Below are 13060 nucleotides of genomic sequence, written 5' to 3'. Positions count from 1 at the left end.
TAAAAAGGAAAACAAAGGAAAATACGATCACTTATGGGCGAATATCGCAACGATCTTTTCTCCGACATCATCAATCCTGACGAAGCCGAAGCGCTCGAACTGGACGATATCGTCTACCTTCAGCTCGGCGTCGTTCTCTAGGAGGCCTTTTCTAATTATCAGCTCGTCGCCCTGTGGGACGAGAACCTCGCAGGGCTTCCCATCGGTCACCCAGTGGACCATCCTCCAGCGGTTCTTCCTGGCTATTTCGTAGTCAACGCTGTGGAACCTCGCCTTAATGCCCTCCTTAGTAATCTCAAGTACCTCAACGTTGAAGAGATCTTTGAGCCGGACGAAGCTCCCCGGCTTGAAGAGGTTCATGTCGTCCTTCGAGACGTAGACCGGCTTTCCGGGTTCAAACTTGAGCTTCCTGACGCCCCTCTCCGGGTGGTCCGGGTGGAGCGGTATCTCGGCGACGAACTCCTCGTCATAGCCCTCTATATACATCGGTATCGGATCAGCAACGAAGAAGTACCTGTTAGCTATCGGCTCGATTATGCGCCTGTTTATCGCAGCAAGGTTGTCCCAGCTTATCGTAGTGTCGCTCCTCTTGAGGCCGACCTCTATGATGAGCTCCCTTATTGCCTCCGGCCTTATGCCGCGCCTCCTGAGGGCCCTTATGGTTCCGAGCCTCGGGTCGTCCCAGCCGAGGTACTTGCCCTCATGGATTCCCTTCCTCGTCTTCGACTTGCTGAGGATGACGCCCTCAATGGAGAGCCTGCCGTGGTGTACCGTAACCGGGTACTCCCAGCCGAAGTAGTCGTAGATGTACCTCTGCCTCGTCTCGTTCTCCGCGTGCTCCTGGCCGCGGAAGATGTGGGTAACGCCGAGCTCGTGGTCATCTATAGCGGAGGCAAAGTTGTAGAGCGGCCAGACGCGGTACTTGTCGCCGACGCGCGGATGGTCTGGGTCGTCGATTATCCTCAAAGCGGGCCAGTCCCTCACGGCTGGGTTCGGGTGCTTGAGGTCGGTCTTTATCCTGACGACCGCTTCACCCTCCCGGTACTCGCCGTTCAACATCTTCTTCCAGCGCTCAAGCTGGACTTCGATCGGCTCTTCCCTGTGCGGGCAGGCTACTCCCTTGTCCCTGAGCTCGCGGAACTTCTCGGGCGGACAGGTGCAGACGTAGGCCTTTCCGCCCCTTATGAGCTCCTCCGCGTACCTATAGTATATCTCAAGCCTGTCGCTGGCTATGTGTATCTCATCTATCCTGAAGCCGAGCCACTCGAGGTCTTCCTTAATCCACTCATAGAACTTCGGTTCGGGCCTCTTGACCTTGGGGTCTGTGTCGTCGAAGCGGAGTATAAACTTCCCGCCGTAGAGCCTCGCGTACTCGTGGCTCAGAATTGCCGCTCTAGCGTTGCCGAGGTGGAATGCTCCGTCAGGGTTCGGGGCGAAGCGGGTAACGACCTTCCCCTTCTCCGCCTTCGGGAGCGGTGGGAGGCCCTTCTTCTCATCCTTCTTGACCTTCTTCTCCTTAAAGAACTCAGGGTAAATCTCCCTCAGCTTTGCCTCCTGCTCCTCAGGAGAGAGAGCGTTTACTTTTTCTACAACCTCGTTCACCAGCGGGATTATCTCCTTTGCCCTGGGTCTCAGCTCCGGATTCTCGCCGAGAACCTTACCTATCACGGCCTTCGGATTTGCCTTTCCCCCGTGCTGGTATGCGTTGATGAGCGCGTACTTCCATATAACCGTCTCAGTCTCCATTTTCACCACCGGGAAAAGAAGAGGCGGGGACGTTATAAAGTTTAGTCTTCATGCCCCTCCATCTCTTCGTTCTCTTCTTTCCACCTCATGACCTCGTAGAACATCAGGACGATGCCGATGCCCCCAAACAGAAGGGCAGCCATCCCAAAACCCACAACCGCCAGGAGAATGCCCCACAGCAACAGGCCGATGCCGAAGAGCATTATCTCAACTCTCATGCGGATGCACCCAGAAGAGGCATTACGCTAACAAGTCAAAAACGTTGTGCCTAAAGAACTGAAGAAATGATAGAAAAGAGAGTCACTCCGCAAAGGTAACTATTTTGAGATTTATCGGCCGCCTGACGACGTTGTACTTCCTGGCGCCGACGAGGTATTTAATCCCGCTCTCGCTGACTGTGTCTATGAGCCTCTGGGTGATGACTCCGTTGAAGACGACCGCGTAGACATCCTTGCGCTCCCGGAGCTGGTTGGTGAGCTCCCTGACGGGTATCTCGGCTATGACGTTCCTGTCCCTGTCAAGGAGCAACGCCATGGACTCCTTCGCACTCTTGACTTTCTCCACGAACTCTTCAAACTCATCAAGCTCGCTAGGTTTGGGCTGCTGGATGGGCTTCACTATCCTCTCTTCCCTCTCCCTGTGTTCGGGCTTCTCGGGAGGCCTCGGCGGTGAAACATGGGGCGGCTGGGGTTTGGCCTCCTTTGGCCTCTCCTCTCTGGGCCTGGCCTTCTCCTTCTCCCGTATCACATCGTAGAAGTTCCTTCCCTTATAGAATATCTCCGTGATTACCTGCTCCGCCGGAACCTTACTCCTGAGGGACTTGACTATCTCCTTCTTGGTGAGCTCCTCGACCTCCTTGCCCTCCGGCGCGCGGGCGACGTAGTCTATGTCCGCCACCTGGAGGAGCTCCTTGAGGATAAGTTCACCGCCGCGGTCACCGTCGGTGAAGGCCGTAACGATGCGCTCCTTGCTGAGCTTTATTATCGTCTCGGGAACCGAGGTTCCCTCGACGGCTATGGCGTTCTTTATGCCGTGCTTGAGCAGGTTGAGGACGTCGGCCCTTCCCTCAACGACTATGATGGAGTCGGAGAACGGCACGTGCGGACCGGCCGGAAGCTTCTCGGGGCCGTACTCGATGAGCTCCTTTGCCCTTACCGCCTTCTTGACCTCTTCGGTGAGCTCCTGGGTCTCAGGAATCTCCTGCTCCATCAGGCTCTCAAGTATCTCCTTCGCCCTCTCTATGATGTACTTTCTCTTGGTCGCCCTGACGTCCTCGATGCGGAGAACCTTTATCTTGGCCTCGGCCGGGCCAACGCGGTCGATGGTCTCCAGCGCCGCCGCAAGTATCGCGGTCTCGACCCTGTCAAGGCTCGACGGAACTGTTATCGTCCCGTATGTCTTTCCGGCCTTAGTGTGAACCTCAACCCTTATCCTTCCGATCCTTCCGGTTTTCTGGAGCTCCCTAAGATCGAGATCGTCACCCAAAAGGCCCTCAGTTTGACCGAAAATAGCACCCACCACGTCGGGCCTTTCAACAATGCCGTTCGCTTCAAATTCAGCGTAGATAACGTATTTTGTGGTTCCAAATTCATCTTTGGCTGACATACCACCACCCTCTTTCATTTTTTCAAACTTCTGCTTTTCAGTTAAAATGTGGTGAAGCACTGTCTTCTTCCTCTTCATCGAATCCCCTCCGTATGGGGGCCAGAAACGGAGATGACCTTCAGGTAGAGGCCGTAGAGGTCTTCAACCCCTTTAATGTCCTTCTTTGCTATTTTCCTGAGCTCCCTTCTCGTTTCTGAATCAACCCTGCAGGGATATCCTTCCAGATACCTGAGGAGCTTCCTTGCGAGTTCCTCGCCCTTTCTGTCGAAGTCCGTTAGTATCATGACCTCCCCAAAGGATGACGCGATGAGCGCGACCTCGGTTAGAGGCAGGCGTGAGAGCCTTATTATCTCCGCTCTGACCCCCAGATTCCTCAGAGCCACCTCGTCTCGCGGGCCCTCAACTATGACGGCCCCCTCAAACTCTCGCAGTTTATCTATAAGCTCCAGGAATCTTTTATAGTTTTCGGCGTACATGACGCCCCGCTGGGGTAAACGAAAGTTCGGGTTATAAGCTTATTGGCCGCCTTCAGAACCTGTCCATGAACCTGAAAAGGGGCCACCATGTATAGTTGCTTTTCTTGCCGTAGTAAAGCGCCAGGATCAATCCAGTGAGCGGCAAAGCCGCCATCATGATGTCCCTGACCGTTTCTGGAAGGGGCAAGGTCATCCCAAGGATCAGGGTGAGTGAGAATCCTCCAAGAAACCCCAAGAGAGCATAGAAGATAGCCCCACCAACCCTGGGTTTCACCGCGGCGAGGTAAACTATCCCTAGGACAAAGGCCCACGAGAGCGTCCATTCTACGTCCCGCTGAGCAGATAAAACACCACCAAAAAGCCGAGTATGAAGCCCAACAGGTCTATGCGCTCCATGCTATCTACCGATATAACTTTTCAAGAGAATCCATAAAAGCATTGCTAACACACGTTTCTAACCGGCACCGTGTGGCTCATGGGTTCCTCATAGAACTCCTCCATAAGCCTCTGGAGCTTTCTTGAGAGCTCAACCTGCTTGCCCCAGGAACCCTCTATTTTGCCCTTCGCTGCCATCCTGCCCAGAAACTTCTTCATCTCCTCGCTCAGAGGTGAAGGCTTGCACCGTGCCCATGGGGTTCCCGGAAGGGGCATGAAGTAGTGGGCCCTGACCTTGCCGCCCTCCTTCATTATCCACTCCATAAGCTCGATGCTCTTTCTCTGGCTTTCAGGTGTCTCGTTCGGCAGGCCAACGATGAAATCAACTACAGGCTCGAAGCCATATTCCAGCATATACTCAACTGCCCTTTTGACGTGCTCCGCCTTGTGGATCCTGTGCATGGCTCTCAGCATCGCGTCGTCACCGCTCTGAGCACCAATAGCCAAGCGCCTGTTGTCGGCATAATCAATCAGAAGCTCTAAAGTCTCTGGAAGGACGAACTCCGGCCTAACCTCACTGGGAAACGTGCCGTAGAAGAGCCGCCTGCCTTCTTTCCTTAGGGGCTGAAGGGCCTTGAGAAGGGCCTCAAGCTTGTTGAGCTTCAGTATCGCTCCCGGTGAGCCGTAGGCAAAAGCGTTTGGAGTGATGTAGCGCATGTCCTTCATCCTGCGGGAGTATTTTACAATCTGGTCTATTGGCCTGTGCCTCATGCGGAGGCCTTTTATGTATGGAGTTTGACAGTAATAGCAGCCGAAGGGGCAGCCGCGGGTTATCTCTATTGGAGAAATGAGACGTAAGCTTTCCGGATACGGTGGAAAGCGCCAGAAGTCCTCAACTTTGGCAAAGCCAGTAAAGACGAACTCGCCATTGAGGTAGAAAGCAAGGCCCGTAATGTTGAGGAGCTCTTTGGTGATTTTGTAGTCCTTTCCTTTGAGCGTCTTCAGGAGATGATACAGAACTTCCTCTCCCTCGCCGATGACCGCTATATCGAAACCGAGCTGATCGAGTGTGTGTTTAGGCATCGCTATCGCGTGATAGCCGCCAGCTATTAACAGCGCACCTCTCTCCTTGAGAAGCCGGATTTCCTGAGGAAGACCTCCCCATATCTCTTCCGTGAAGAACGAGTAGAGAACGACTTTCGGCCGGGCCTTCAGAATCTCGTTGAAGTCCTTCGTTATTAACAGTTCTCCGAGGTCAAAGCCCTGGCTCTCTAGGGCTCCAAGGAGGTGGACAAATGCGTTGTGGTTGCGCTTGGTCATTCTGATGGCTATCTCCGGCATGATGGAACCATAAGAAGAGCCTTTTAAAAATCTGATGACGGCAAAAATCAAGAAGGAAAGGCCTTCAGGCCTTGATGGCGAGCTTGATGTCCTCGGCCTTGACGGTCTTCCTGCCGGCGTGCCTGGCGAAAGCGGCAGCCTTCTTGGAGAGCTCGATGGCGTACTCCTCAAGGTACTCTGCGAGAACCTTGGCGGCCTCCTCACTGACCCTCTCAGCGCCGGCCTTCCTTATAAGCCTGTCAATCGGGGCAATCGGCAACTCAGCCATTCCCAACACCTCCATAAAGGGTTTTTCAGTATTTTTTAGGGGATTGGAGATATATAAACCTTTCGGTAAACGGAGCCGTTTCCGGGGCCCTACCGTCAGATAAACCCTTAGATACATTTAACTCGTGGAGATGAGAATTCCGGAGTATCTGCTCCCACCCCGGATTTATGCGCGGGTTATTAAGAACCATTGGAGGATCCACCCGGGTGGTGCTTCCTGGGAGCCGTATGTCCGCTTGAAAAAAGTAACACCTAAAGGTGAGACGGAGAAGGTTAGTGTACTTTAACATGGAGGCAAGGGGCAATAATTGAGGAAAAAGCCGGTGTATGGAGAAGATCACCTCCTCCTCTTTGAAAGCGCTAGGTGCTGGCTTCCCTGGTAGTTCCCGCGATAGGGCTTCTCCGCAGACCCTTCGAGCCTTATGAAGGCTATCTGGACGAAGCGCTCGCCGTAGGCAAGCTCCACAGGCTCGTCGGAGGCGTTGAAAAGCGCCAGCGTCAGGTTGCCGTCCCAGCCGGGGTCAACCCACGCGAAGGAGCCAAGGAGGCCTTCCCTGGCGAGGCTGCTCCTGAGCTTCATGTCCCCCATCACATCGTCGGGGAGCTTCACGCGCTCCAGGGTCAGGATGAGGGCGTGAGTTTTCGGAGGGATTACAATTTTGCCCTCGCTCTCGACGTCGATGAGCTTCCCGTTTATGTATGCCTCCCTTCCGACGCGCAGATCGTAGCCCGCGGGCTGGAGAGATTTCTCACTGAAGGGCTCGATTAGAATTTCCTTCCTGATTTTCCAGTCCGGGAGCATCATTACCAACCACCGCCAAACGTTGGAGTGAGGACTATAAAAAGAATCCGGCTGGAGTTTTAACGTCCCTTATATTGAGCAAAGCCCGGCATTATGCAGGCGAACAAACTTTGCAAAGCAAAGTTTCTGTGGCGGGCCCGGCGGGATTTGAACCCGCGACTACCGGCTCCGAAGGCCGGCGCCATATCCCCTAGGCCACGGGCCCACGATGGTGGTTCATAACGGCCAAAGATAAACCTTGCGGTCTTTTTCGAAAATCTTTTAGGTTACCATGCCCGATGTTAATCTGGTGGGAGGACATGAGGAAGAGCGTAGCACTGCTCGCGGTAAGCGCCCTGGCGATAGTGGGGTTCTTTGCCCTCGCTCCTGCGTTTTCGCTTTATCCAGTTCTCGCGGGCAGGTATGGGGCAGAGACAATTGACGCGGTGACTGTGATACTCGGAATTGTGGGGCTCTTTTCCCTGATGGCTGGCATCGCCCTCTGGAAGATGGAGACCCTGCCCAGAAAAGTTGCCATTTATGAGATTATCGAGTTCCTGACGATGTGGTTCGGTGGGATGGTGTGGATAAACGTCGTTACAAGCCTCAATGGCTCCACCGAAAAGGCCCTCGTCACGGTCACGTTTTTCCTGACCTTGGTGGTGTTCCTTGAAATGCTCAGGAGAAAGCTCGACCCAGGTAGATACAGACGGATATGGGTTGCATTCTGGATCATTAAGAACCGCGGAGAAAAGTTTTGAGGGTGTCCGCCCGAGGGCGGACAAAAGAGGAAGGGAGTTCAGCCGAAGAGGGCACCGAGTCCAGCGAGGGCCTCCTCCTCGCTGGCCTCCTCCTCTTCCTCCTCCTCTTCCTCCTCAGCCGGAGCGGCCTCGGCGCCAGCGGCCGGAGCGGCGGCAACGGCGACCGGGGCGGCAACCGGCATGGCAGCCTTCTCGATGACCTCGTCGATGTTGACGCCCTCAAGGGCGGCAACGAGAGCCTTTATCCTGGCCTCGTCCGGGCTAACTCCGGCAGCCTCAAGGACGGCCTTGAGGTTCTCCTCGGTTATCTCCTTACCAGCGGCGTGGAGCAGCAGAGCGGCATACACGTACTCCATTTTTCGCACCTCCAATCATCTTCATTTTTTCATTCATTTCACACGGATTCGTTCAGGGATACGAGGGAAATGGAAAGTTCAGCCGAAGAGCGCGCCCAGTCCGGCGAGCGCGTCCTCCTCGGAGGCTTCCTCCTCTTCCTCTTCTTCCTCAGCCTCCTCAACCTTCTCCTCTACCTGAGGCTGAGCGGCAACGGCTATTTGTGCCTGTTGGTTTAAAAGCTCTTTGGTCTTCTCGTCAAGCAGCTCCTCCGGCAACTCCTGGGCTATGAGCAGGACTGCGCGAAGGGCCCTGCCAAAGATGTCCTCGACGGTCTCTGGAGTGATGTAGCCAGCCTCGACTGCAACGTTCTTGGCGCCAAGGAACGCCTTCTGGATGATTGCCTCGATGGTCTGGCTGGTCGGATAGGCGGTGTTGACGGACAGGTTGAACGCGTGCATGTAGGCCTGCTGGAGCATGTTGATGTACTCGTTCTCGTCGATAGCAAGGACGTCCGGGGTGTAGACTATGCCGTCCTCGTAGGCCGCGAGCAGGTTGAGGCCGACCTCGAGCGGCTCGATACCAAGGGCGTTGAGTATCCTCGCGAGCTGCTCGGTGATGACCTCACCGGCCTTGAGGACGGTGTGGTCTTTCTGTATGCTGACCTTACCCTTCTCGATTCTCGCCGGGATTCCAAGGGCCTGCATCTCACCGACGAGCGGGCCCGGAGCTATTGACGTTGGCCCTGCAGGTATAACGACGTCCCTCGGAACCGGCACGCCGGGCTTGGCCGGGGCCGGGGTCTTGCTCTCCTCAAGGAGCTTGTAGAGCTTGAAGGGGTTCATTTCAGTGGCGAGTATTCCGGCTCCGCCCTGAATGTGGTCTATGAGCTTTTCAAGTTCCGGTTTTCCTAGCTCCTGGGCGGCCCTTTTAATGGCGAGCTCGATGAGAGTGTTCCTGCTAACGCGGAGCAGGGCTTTGCCACGGAGCTTCTCACGCATCTTGCTGAGCGGGTAGGCTGGGACGCCGGCCACGTCCACCAGTGCTATCACTGGGTAGCTCTTGATGATGTTGGCGAGCTCTTCAACTTCCTTCTTCTTCCACTCGGCTACGTGGGCCATCTCCCTCACCTCTCCACCTTAACGGCCGGTCCCATGGTGGTCTTGACGTACACTGACTTCACTTGGTTCTCGCCGCGCTCCAGCTTGTTGATGATGGCGTTGAGAACGGCCTCGGCGTTCTCGGCGAGCTTCTCGTCGTCCATATCCTCCGTCCCGATCGGAGCATGCACCACGGGGTTGTTCTTGAGCTGTATCCTGACGGTCCTTTTGAGCCTGGCGACGATCGGCTCCAGGTTGGTCATGGTCGGCGGAACTACCTGCGGCATCTTGTTCCTCGGACCGAGGTACCTACCGAGGTACCTACCGATCTTCGGCATCAGCGGTGCGGCCGCTATGAAGAAGTCGTAGCTCTTCGCCAGCTTCCTTGCCTGTCTTGGGCTCTTGGCAAGTTCCTCAAGCTGCTCTCCACTAATCACATCAAGCCCGAGCTTTTTAGCCGCCTCGGCAACGGCACCATCAGCGATGACCGCGATCTTGGGCTCCTTCCCACGACCGTGGGGCAGCACAACCTCAAGCTTGAACCTGTTCTCCGGCTTGCGGAGGTCTATATCCCTGAGGTTGACTGCCACTTCGACGGTCTGTGTGAAGTTGCGCGGCTTAGCCCGGGCCTTCGCCTCCTTCACCGCTTCCACGAGTTTCTGTCTGTCAAAGGCCATTTACAGCCCTCCTTTCGGTTTTGATTTAAGCCTCAAAAAGTCAAAGATGCGTAAAAAGAGGGATTTTTAAACTTTTCCCTCACTCCTCGGCGTTGGCGAAAATCTCGTCGTAAACGCCTTCGTCAATCTCCTTCTGGACTTCCCTGGGGTCTTTGCCTTCCACCGTAACGCCCATGCTGAGCGCCGTTCCTATGACCTCCTTGGCGGCAGCCTTGAGGTCGGCGGCGAGCATCTGCTCGGCCTTGGCCTTGGCTATCCTGATGACCTGCTCCATGGTCAGGTTCCCGACTGGGCTGTGGCCGGCCTCACTGGAGCCCTTCGGTATGCCGAGCTCCTTCTTGATGAGCTGGCTGACCGGCGGGACACCGACCTCAATGCGGAAGGTCTTCTTCTTGGGGTCCTCGACGATGATCTTGACGGGAACCTGCATTCCCGCGAAGTCCTTGGTGGCCTTGTTTATCTCGTCAACCACCTGCTTGACGTTGAGTCCAAGAGGACCGATAGCGGGACCGAGCGGGGGTCCGGGTGAAGCCTTCCCTCCCTCAACGAGCACCTCAACAACCTGTGCCATTTTTCTCACCTCTGTCTGTTGACCGTTCACTCCTTCTGGCGTTTACTTATAAGTCTAACGTATTCGCCCCTCACCGTGACCGGGATCGGGACGATTGAGCCTATCAGCTCGACGACTATCTCGTCCTTTGCTTCGTCAACCCTGACGACCTTCGCCTTCTCGCCCTTGAACGGGCCGGCGATGAGCTCAACGATGTCGCCAGGCTCGAAGCCGCTCACAGCGGGCTTCTCCTCAAGGAAGTGTTCAATCTCCTCAAACCTTATCTCGCCCGGAAGGGTGCCCTTGGCGTGGCGTATGCCTTTAATCGCCTCATCAACGGCGCTTTTGCTGGGCGCCTCGACGAAGATGTAGCCCTTAACTTTCGAGGGCGCCAGTATGGCATAGACCGGAAGGTTGTAAGTCTTAACCTTACTGTATATCAGCTTGGCCGTTGTCTCCTCCTGACCCACTGTGACGCGCACTGTAAATATCCTGCCGTCGCTCATTTCCACCACCCTTACCGGCTCAGGAGCCGGTGATGACGTAGCCGATAAGACGGATCACAAGCCCGATAAGGCCGACCAGTATCATCCCAATGCCGGTGATTTTGGCGGCCATCTTAAACTCTTTCATTCCCGGCTTTTTTGTTACCAGCAAAACCCTCCGCGATTCCGCGAAGAAGCTTTTAAGCTTTTCCGTGGTTGTTGCCACTCCCGTCACCCCGTTAAATTTTGAAAATGGAGGACATCAAAGCTCCTCAAGGTCGAGCTTAATAACTTTTCTCTCGGTATCTTCGGAGTAGTAGGAGACCTCCTCCTCGGCAACGGCGTAGGGGGAGCTGACCCCCGTGACCACGATGAGGATCCTTATCATCTTGCCGAGCTCTTCGTCGAGCTGGATACCCCAGATGACCTGGGCCTCCGGGTCGAGCTTGCTCGTGACGAGCTCTATTATCTGCTGGGCCTCTTCGAGCTTGACGTCGCTTCCGCTGATGCTGATCAAAGCACCCTTGGCACCGCTTATGTCAACGTCGAGGAGCGGGCTGTTGAGTGCCTGCTGGGCAGCTTCGAGGGCCCTCTTCTCGCTGTCGCTCTCGCCGATACCTATCATCGCAACGCCGCCGTCCTTCATGACTGCCCTGACGTCGTTGAAGTCGAGGTTAACAAGTCCCGGCTTGGTGATGAGCTCGGTGATGCCCTTGACGGCCTGGACGAGTATCTCGTCTGCGACCTTGAAGGCCATGTGTATGGGCAGGTTAGGAGCAACCTCCATGAGCTTGTCGTTCGGTATAACTATAACCGTGTCGCTGTTCTTCCTGAGCCTCTCGAGACCGTACTCGGCGTTCTTGATGCGCCTTATACCCTCCACCGTGAAGGGAAGTGTCACAACGGCGACGGTCAGGGCACCCATCTTCTTGGCAATCTCAGCAACGACCGGAGCCGCACCGGTACCGGTTCCACCGCCGAGACCGCAGGTTATAAATACCATGTCAGCACCTTCGAGGGCTTCCCGGATGTCCCTCTCGTTCTCCCTCGCGGCCTCCTCACCCATTTTGGGGTTGTTTCCAGCACCGAGACCCCTCGTCAGCTCCTTGCCTATGAGTATCTTCTTATGGGCGCGAACCTTAAGGAGGTCCTGGGCATCGGTGTTGACTGCAATTACCTTGGCCCCCTGAATTCCGACCTGCATCATTCTGTTAATGGTGTTACAGCCGGCACCGCCGACACCAACGACATATATTTTGGCCTGTATCTGCTCAAGAATCCTCCTAAGCTCCTCATCAATGTCAGTCTGAGGAACCTGTGTCTCAGGAGCCTTGTTAAGGCCAGCAGAGGTCCTTTCAATGGCATCTTCAATCAGCTTCAGCATCCTTTCACCCTCCGGGCAATTTAACATCTGTTCCACTTTGTAGGCAGGAAGTATATAAATTTAGCTAAGGGCAGGTGCTGTTTTTTAAATCCCGCTTAACATCTTTAAAGATTTCGATTATTCAGTCCCTTATGAACTCCAGGCCGAGTTCTTCGGCAAGGGCCCTAGCCATCTGCCGCGTTTCGCCTTTACTCCCCTTCCAATCAACGTAAATGGCATTGACTCCGCCCCATGTCCTTTCAATAGCCTTCAGGAGAAGCTCCCTGCTCAAGAGGTGGGCGTACTTTGGGGCTATATGGCTGAACGCTATGTCTGTCTCAAGCGCCCTCTTCGTCTGCTTGGGCGCGTAGTGCCCGCCACCTATCCCTATGGCTACTGGGAACTTAGCTTTTTCATAGTTCTCTAGAACGTACATTATTGACTCAGCTATTATCTCCCCAGCCCTGTCTATAACCCACTCCTCCTCGCTTGAGCCTATCTCTATGAAAAGGCTCGGCACTTCCAGCTCGCTCGGGCCGTGGTGCGTCGCCTCGTAACAGACCGTCCAGCCGAGGTCGTTAAGCTCGTTCATCTTCATGAGGGCGAGCTTCATCGCAGCCGGATGGGCCACAGCAAGGCTCTCATCCTTTCCGCCGTACATCGCTTTGCCCCAGTTCCCTGTCACGTGGGTGGTGAGTGAGGGCATCTTCTGCCTGCTGGAGTGCCTGGACGCGAAGACTATCATATCCGGCTTAAGGCCGAGCTGTCTCTCAACCTCCGCATCGAGGTTGTCGTAGTATATCATCTCGCCGTTGGTAGTAAGGATGAAGATGTCACCCCTTGAGTAGACTGGGTTCCCGTCGAATCTCTTCTCGGTCTCTCTGAACCCAAAGTTCTCAATGAGCTTTTCCATTATGTTCATCGAGGCAAGGTCAATTTTGGTTGTCATTATCACCTTCATTGATCACTCCCCGAGGGTGCCTAGAGTTCCCACATTATAATGCTTTTGTTCCAGTGCCTTGAAAAAGGTTGAAACTAGGCCCCAAATTCTGGGGATTTATATAAAATTTAAACTTTACGTATATAAACCGAAAGTCCCCACTTTGACATAAGTTAAATCAACCTTTAGCAATTTTTCAAGATTTTGGGGAAAAATATGTAAAATATTCGCAACTATTGCTTTAAATTTTGAAAAATGTC

The 13060-nt window shown here is 54.7% G+C and carries 17 protein-coding genes and 1 tRNA gene; 1 reads left to right on the top strand and 17 read right to left on the bottom strand.

From position 1 onward, the window contains the following. Nucleotides 1-27: 27 nt before the first annotated feature. The 9 genes from E3E36_RS07715 to E3E36_RS07675 form a co-directional block, all read right to left on the bottom strand. A complete protein-coding gene (locus E3E36_RS07715) occupies nucleotides 28-1746 on the bottom strand; it encodes a glutamate--tRNA ligase (RefSeq protein WP_167894893.1) in 1719 nt (572 codons plus the stop codon). Between the two features lie 41 nt (nucleotides 1747-1787). Further along, on the bottom strand, nucleotides 1788-1964 hold the full coding sequence (locus E3E36_RS07710; RefSeq protein ID WP_167894620.1) for a hypothetical protein: 177 nt from the start codon (nucleotides 1962-1964) through the stop codon (nucleotides 1788-1790). Nucleotides 1965-2046: 82 nt separating this feature from the next. Then, nucleotides 2047-3429, bottom strand: coding sequence for a DNA primase DnaG (gene dnaG / locus E3E36_RS07705; RefSeq protein ID WP_167894619.1), 1383 nt, complete (start codon nucleotides 3427-3429; stop codon nucleotides 2047-2049). After that, nucleotides 3426-3827: a toprim domain-containing protein gene (locus tag E3E36_RS07700; RefSeq protein WP_167894618.1), complete on the bottom strand. Its 402-nt coding sequence runs from the start codon at nucleotides 3825-3827 to the stop codon at nucleotides 3426-3428. Before E3E36_RS07700 ends, dnaG begins: the two co-directional genes overlap by 4 nt. Nucleotides 3828-3879: 52 nt before the next feature. Then, nucleotides 3880-4101: a hypothetical protein gene (locus E3E36_RS07695; RefSeq protein ID WP_167894617.1), complete on the bottom strand. Its 222-nt coding sequence runs from the start codon at nucleotides 4099-4101 to the stop codon at nucleotides 3880-3882. A 167-nt stretch (nucleotides 4102-4268) separates the two neighbouring features. Then, nucleotides 4269-5543 carry a TIGR04013 family B12-binding domain/radical SAM domain-containing protein gene (locus E3E36_RS07690; protein ID WP_167894616.1) on the bottom strand — a complete coding sequence of 425 codons (1275 nt, stop codon included), beginning with the start codon at nucleotides 5541-5543 and terminating at the stop codon, nucleotides 4269-4271. Between the two features lie 64 nt (nucleotides 5544-5607). Further along, a complete protein-coding gene (gene hpkA, locus E3E36_RS07685) occupies nucleotides 5608-5811 on the bottom strand; it encodes an archaeal histone HpkA (protein WP_167894615.1) in 204 nt (67 codons plus the stop codon). Nucleotides 5812-6147: 336 nt separating this feature from the next. Beyond that, the gene (gene dcd / locus E3E36_RS07680; RefSeq protein WP_167894614.1) at nucleotides 6148-6615 is read right to left on the bottom strand and encodes a dCTP deaminase; all 468 of its coding nucleotides are present in this window, start codon (nucleotides 6613-6615) and stop codon (nucleotides 6148-6150) included. 126 nt (nucleotides 6616-6741) lie between these two features. Then, nucleotides 6742-6817: transfer RNA gene (locus E3E36_RS07675), tRNA-Arg, on the bottom strand. Between the two features lie 94 nt (nucleotides 6818-6911). On the opposite strand from E3E36_RS07675, the gene E3E36_RS07670 reads away from it, so the two are divergent. Continuing rightward, nucleotides 6912-7352 (top strand): hypothetical protein, encoded by a 441-nt coding sequence (locus E3E36_RS07670; RefSeq protein ID WP_167894613.1) that lies wholly within the window; start codon nucleotides 6912-6914, stop codon nucleotides 7350-7352. A gap of 38 nt (nucleotides 7353-7390) precedes the next feature. Here E3E36_RS07670 and rpl12p read toward each other — a convergent pair whose 3' ends face one another. The 8 genes from rpl12p to E3E36_RS07630 form a co-directional block, all read right to left on the bottom strand. Next, entirely contained in the window at nucleotides 7391-7708 is a 318-nt protein-coding gene (rpl12p, locus tag E3E36_RS07665) for a 50S ribosomal protein P1 (protein WP_012571140.1), read from the bottom strand. A gap of 78 nt (nucleotides 7709-7786) precedes the next feature. Continuing rightward, nucleotides 7787-8806: a 50S ribosomal protein L10 gene (locus tag E3E36_RS07660; protein WP_167894892.1), complete on the bottom strand. Its 1020-nt coding sequence runs from the start codon at nucleotides 8804-8806 to the stop codon at nucleotides 7787-7789. 5 nt (nucleotides 8807-8811) lie between these two features. Continuing rightward, nucleotides 8812-9462 carry a 50S ribosomal protein L1 gene (locus tag E3E36_RS07655; RefSeq protein WP_167894612.1) on the bottom strand — a complete coding sequence of 217 codons (651 nt, stop codon included), beginning with the start codon at nucleotides 9460-9462 and terminating at the stop codon, nucleotides 8812-8814. Nucleotides 9463-9541: 79 nt separating this feature from the next. After that, nucleotides 9542-10033 (bottom strand): 50S ribosomal protein L11, encoded by a 492-nt coding sequence (locus E3E36_RS07650; protein ID WP_167894611.1) that lies wholly within the window; start codon nucleotides 10031-10033, stop codon nucleotides 9542-9544. A gap of 26 nt (nucleotides 10034-10059) precedes the next feature. After that, a complete protein-coding gene (locus tag E3E36_RS07645; protein ID WP_167894891.1) occupies nucleotides 10060-10518 on the bottom strand; it encodes a transcription elongation factor Spt5 in 459 nt (152 codons plus the stop codon). A 19-nt stretch (nucleotides 10519-10537) separates the two neighbouring features. Further along, nucleotides 10538-10723: a protein translocase SEC61 complex subunit gamma gene (locus E3E36_RS07640; protein ID WP_167894610.1), complete on the bottom strand. Its 186-nt coding sequence runs from the start codon at nucleotides 10721-10723 to the stop codon at nucleotides 10538-10540. 36 nt (nucleotides 10724-10759) lie between these two features. Next, on the bottom strand, nucleotides 10760-11881 hold the full coding sequence (gene ftsZ / locus E3E36_RS07635) for a cell division protein FtsZ (protein ID WP_167894609.1): 1122 nt from the start codon (nucleotides 11879-11881) through the stop codon (nucleotides 10760-10762). Nucleotides 11882-12002: 121 nt separating this feature from the next. Continuing rightward, nucleotides 12003-12821 (bottom strand): D-aminoacyl-tRNA deacylase, encoded by an 819-nt coding sequence (locus E3E36_RS07630; RefSeq protein WP_167894608.1) that lies wholly within the window; start codon nucleotides 12819-12821, stop codon nucleotides 12003-12005. Nucleotides 12822-13060: the final 239 nt, after the last annotated feature.

It is taken from the genome of Thermococcus sp. M36, assembly GCF_012027355.1.
GTDB lineage: Archaea > Methanobacteriota_B > Thermococci > Thermococcales > Thermococcaceae > Thermococcus.
This window is presented reverse-complemented; position numbering and strand designations above follow the sequence as displayed.

Excerpts from the sequence above, each read along its gene's own strand:
- E3E36_RS07630 (WP_167894608.1), bottom strand. The coding sequence starts at position 12,821 with ATGAAGGTGATAATGACAACCAAAATTGACCTTGCCTCGATGAACATA.
- E3E36_RS07700 (WP_167894618.1), bottom strand. The coding sequence starts at position 3,827 with ATGTACGCCGAAAACTATAAAAGATTCCTGGAGCTTATAGATAAACTG.
- dnaG (WP_167894619.1), bottom strand. The coding sequence starts at position 3,429 with ATGAAGAGGAAGAAGACAGTGCTTCACCACATTTTAACTGAAAAGCAG.
- E3E36_RS07670 (WP_167894613.1), top strand. The coding sequence starts at position 6,912 with ATGAGGAAGAGCGTAGCACTGCTCGCGGTAAGCGCCCTGGCGATAGTG.
- rpl12p (WP_012571140.1), bottom strand. The coding sequence starts at position 7,708 with ATGGAGTACGTGTATGCCGCTCTGCTGCTCCACGCCGCTGGTAAGGAG.
- dcd (WP_167894614.1), bottom strand. The coding sequence starts at position 6,615 with ATGATGCTCCCGGACTGGAAAATCAGGAAGGAAATTCTAATCGAGCCC.
- E3E36_RS07710 (WP_167894620.1), bottom strand. The coding sequence starts at position 1,964 with ATGAGAGTTGAGATAATGCTCTTCGGCATCGGCCTGTTGCTGTGGGGC.
- E3E36_RS07715 (WP_167894893.1), bottom strand. The coding sequence starts at position 1,746 with ATGGAGACTGAGACGGTTATATGGAAGTACGCGCTCATCAACGCATAC.
- hpkA (WP_167894615.1), bottom strand. The coding sequence starts at position 5,811 with ATGGCTGAGTTGCCGATTGCCCCGATTGACAGGCTTATAAGGAAGGCC.
- E3E36_RS07650 (WP_167894611.1), bottom strand. The coding sequence starts at position 10,033 with ATGGCACAGGTTGTTGAGGTGCTCGTTGAGGGAGGGAAGGCTTCACCC.
- E3E36_RS07645 (WP_167894891.1), bottom strand. The coding sequence starts at position 10,518 with ATGAGCGACGGCAGGATATTTACAGTGCGCGTCACAGTGGGTCAGGAG.
- E3E36_RS07660 (WP_167894892.1), bottom strand. The coding sequence starts at position 8,806 with ATGGCCCACGTAGCCGAGTGGAAGAAGAAGGAAGTTGAAGAGCTCGCC.
- E3E36_RS07690 (WP_167894616.1), bottom strand. The coding sequence starts at position 5,543 with ATGCCGGAGATAGCCATCAGAATGACCAAGCGCAACCACAACGCATTT.
- E3E36_RS07655 (WP_167894612.1), bottom strand. The coding sequence starts at position 9,462 with ATGGCCTTTGACAGACAGAAACTCGTGGAAGCGGTGAAGGAGGCGAAG.
- ftsZ (WP_167894609.1), bottom strand. The coding sequence starts at position 11,881 with ATGCTGAAGCTGATTGAAGATGCCATTGAAAGGACCTCTGCTGGCCTT.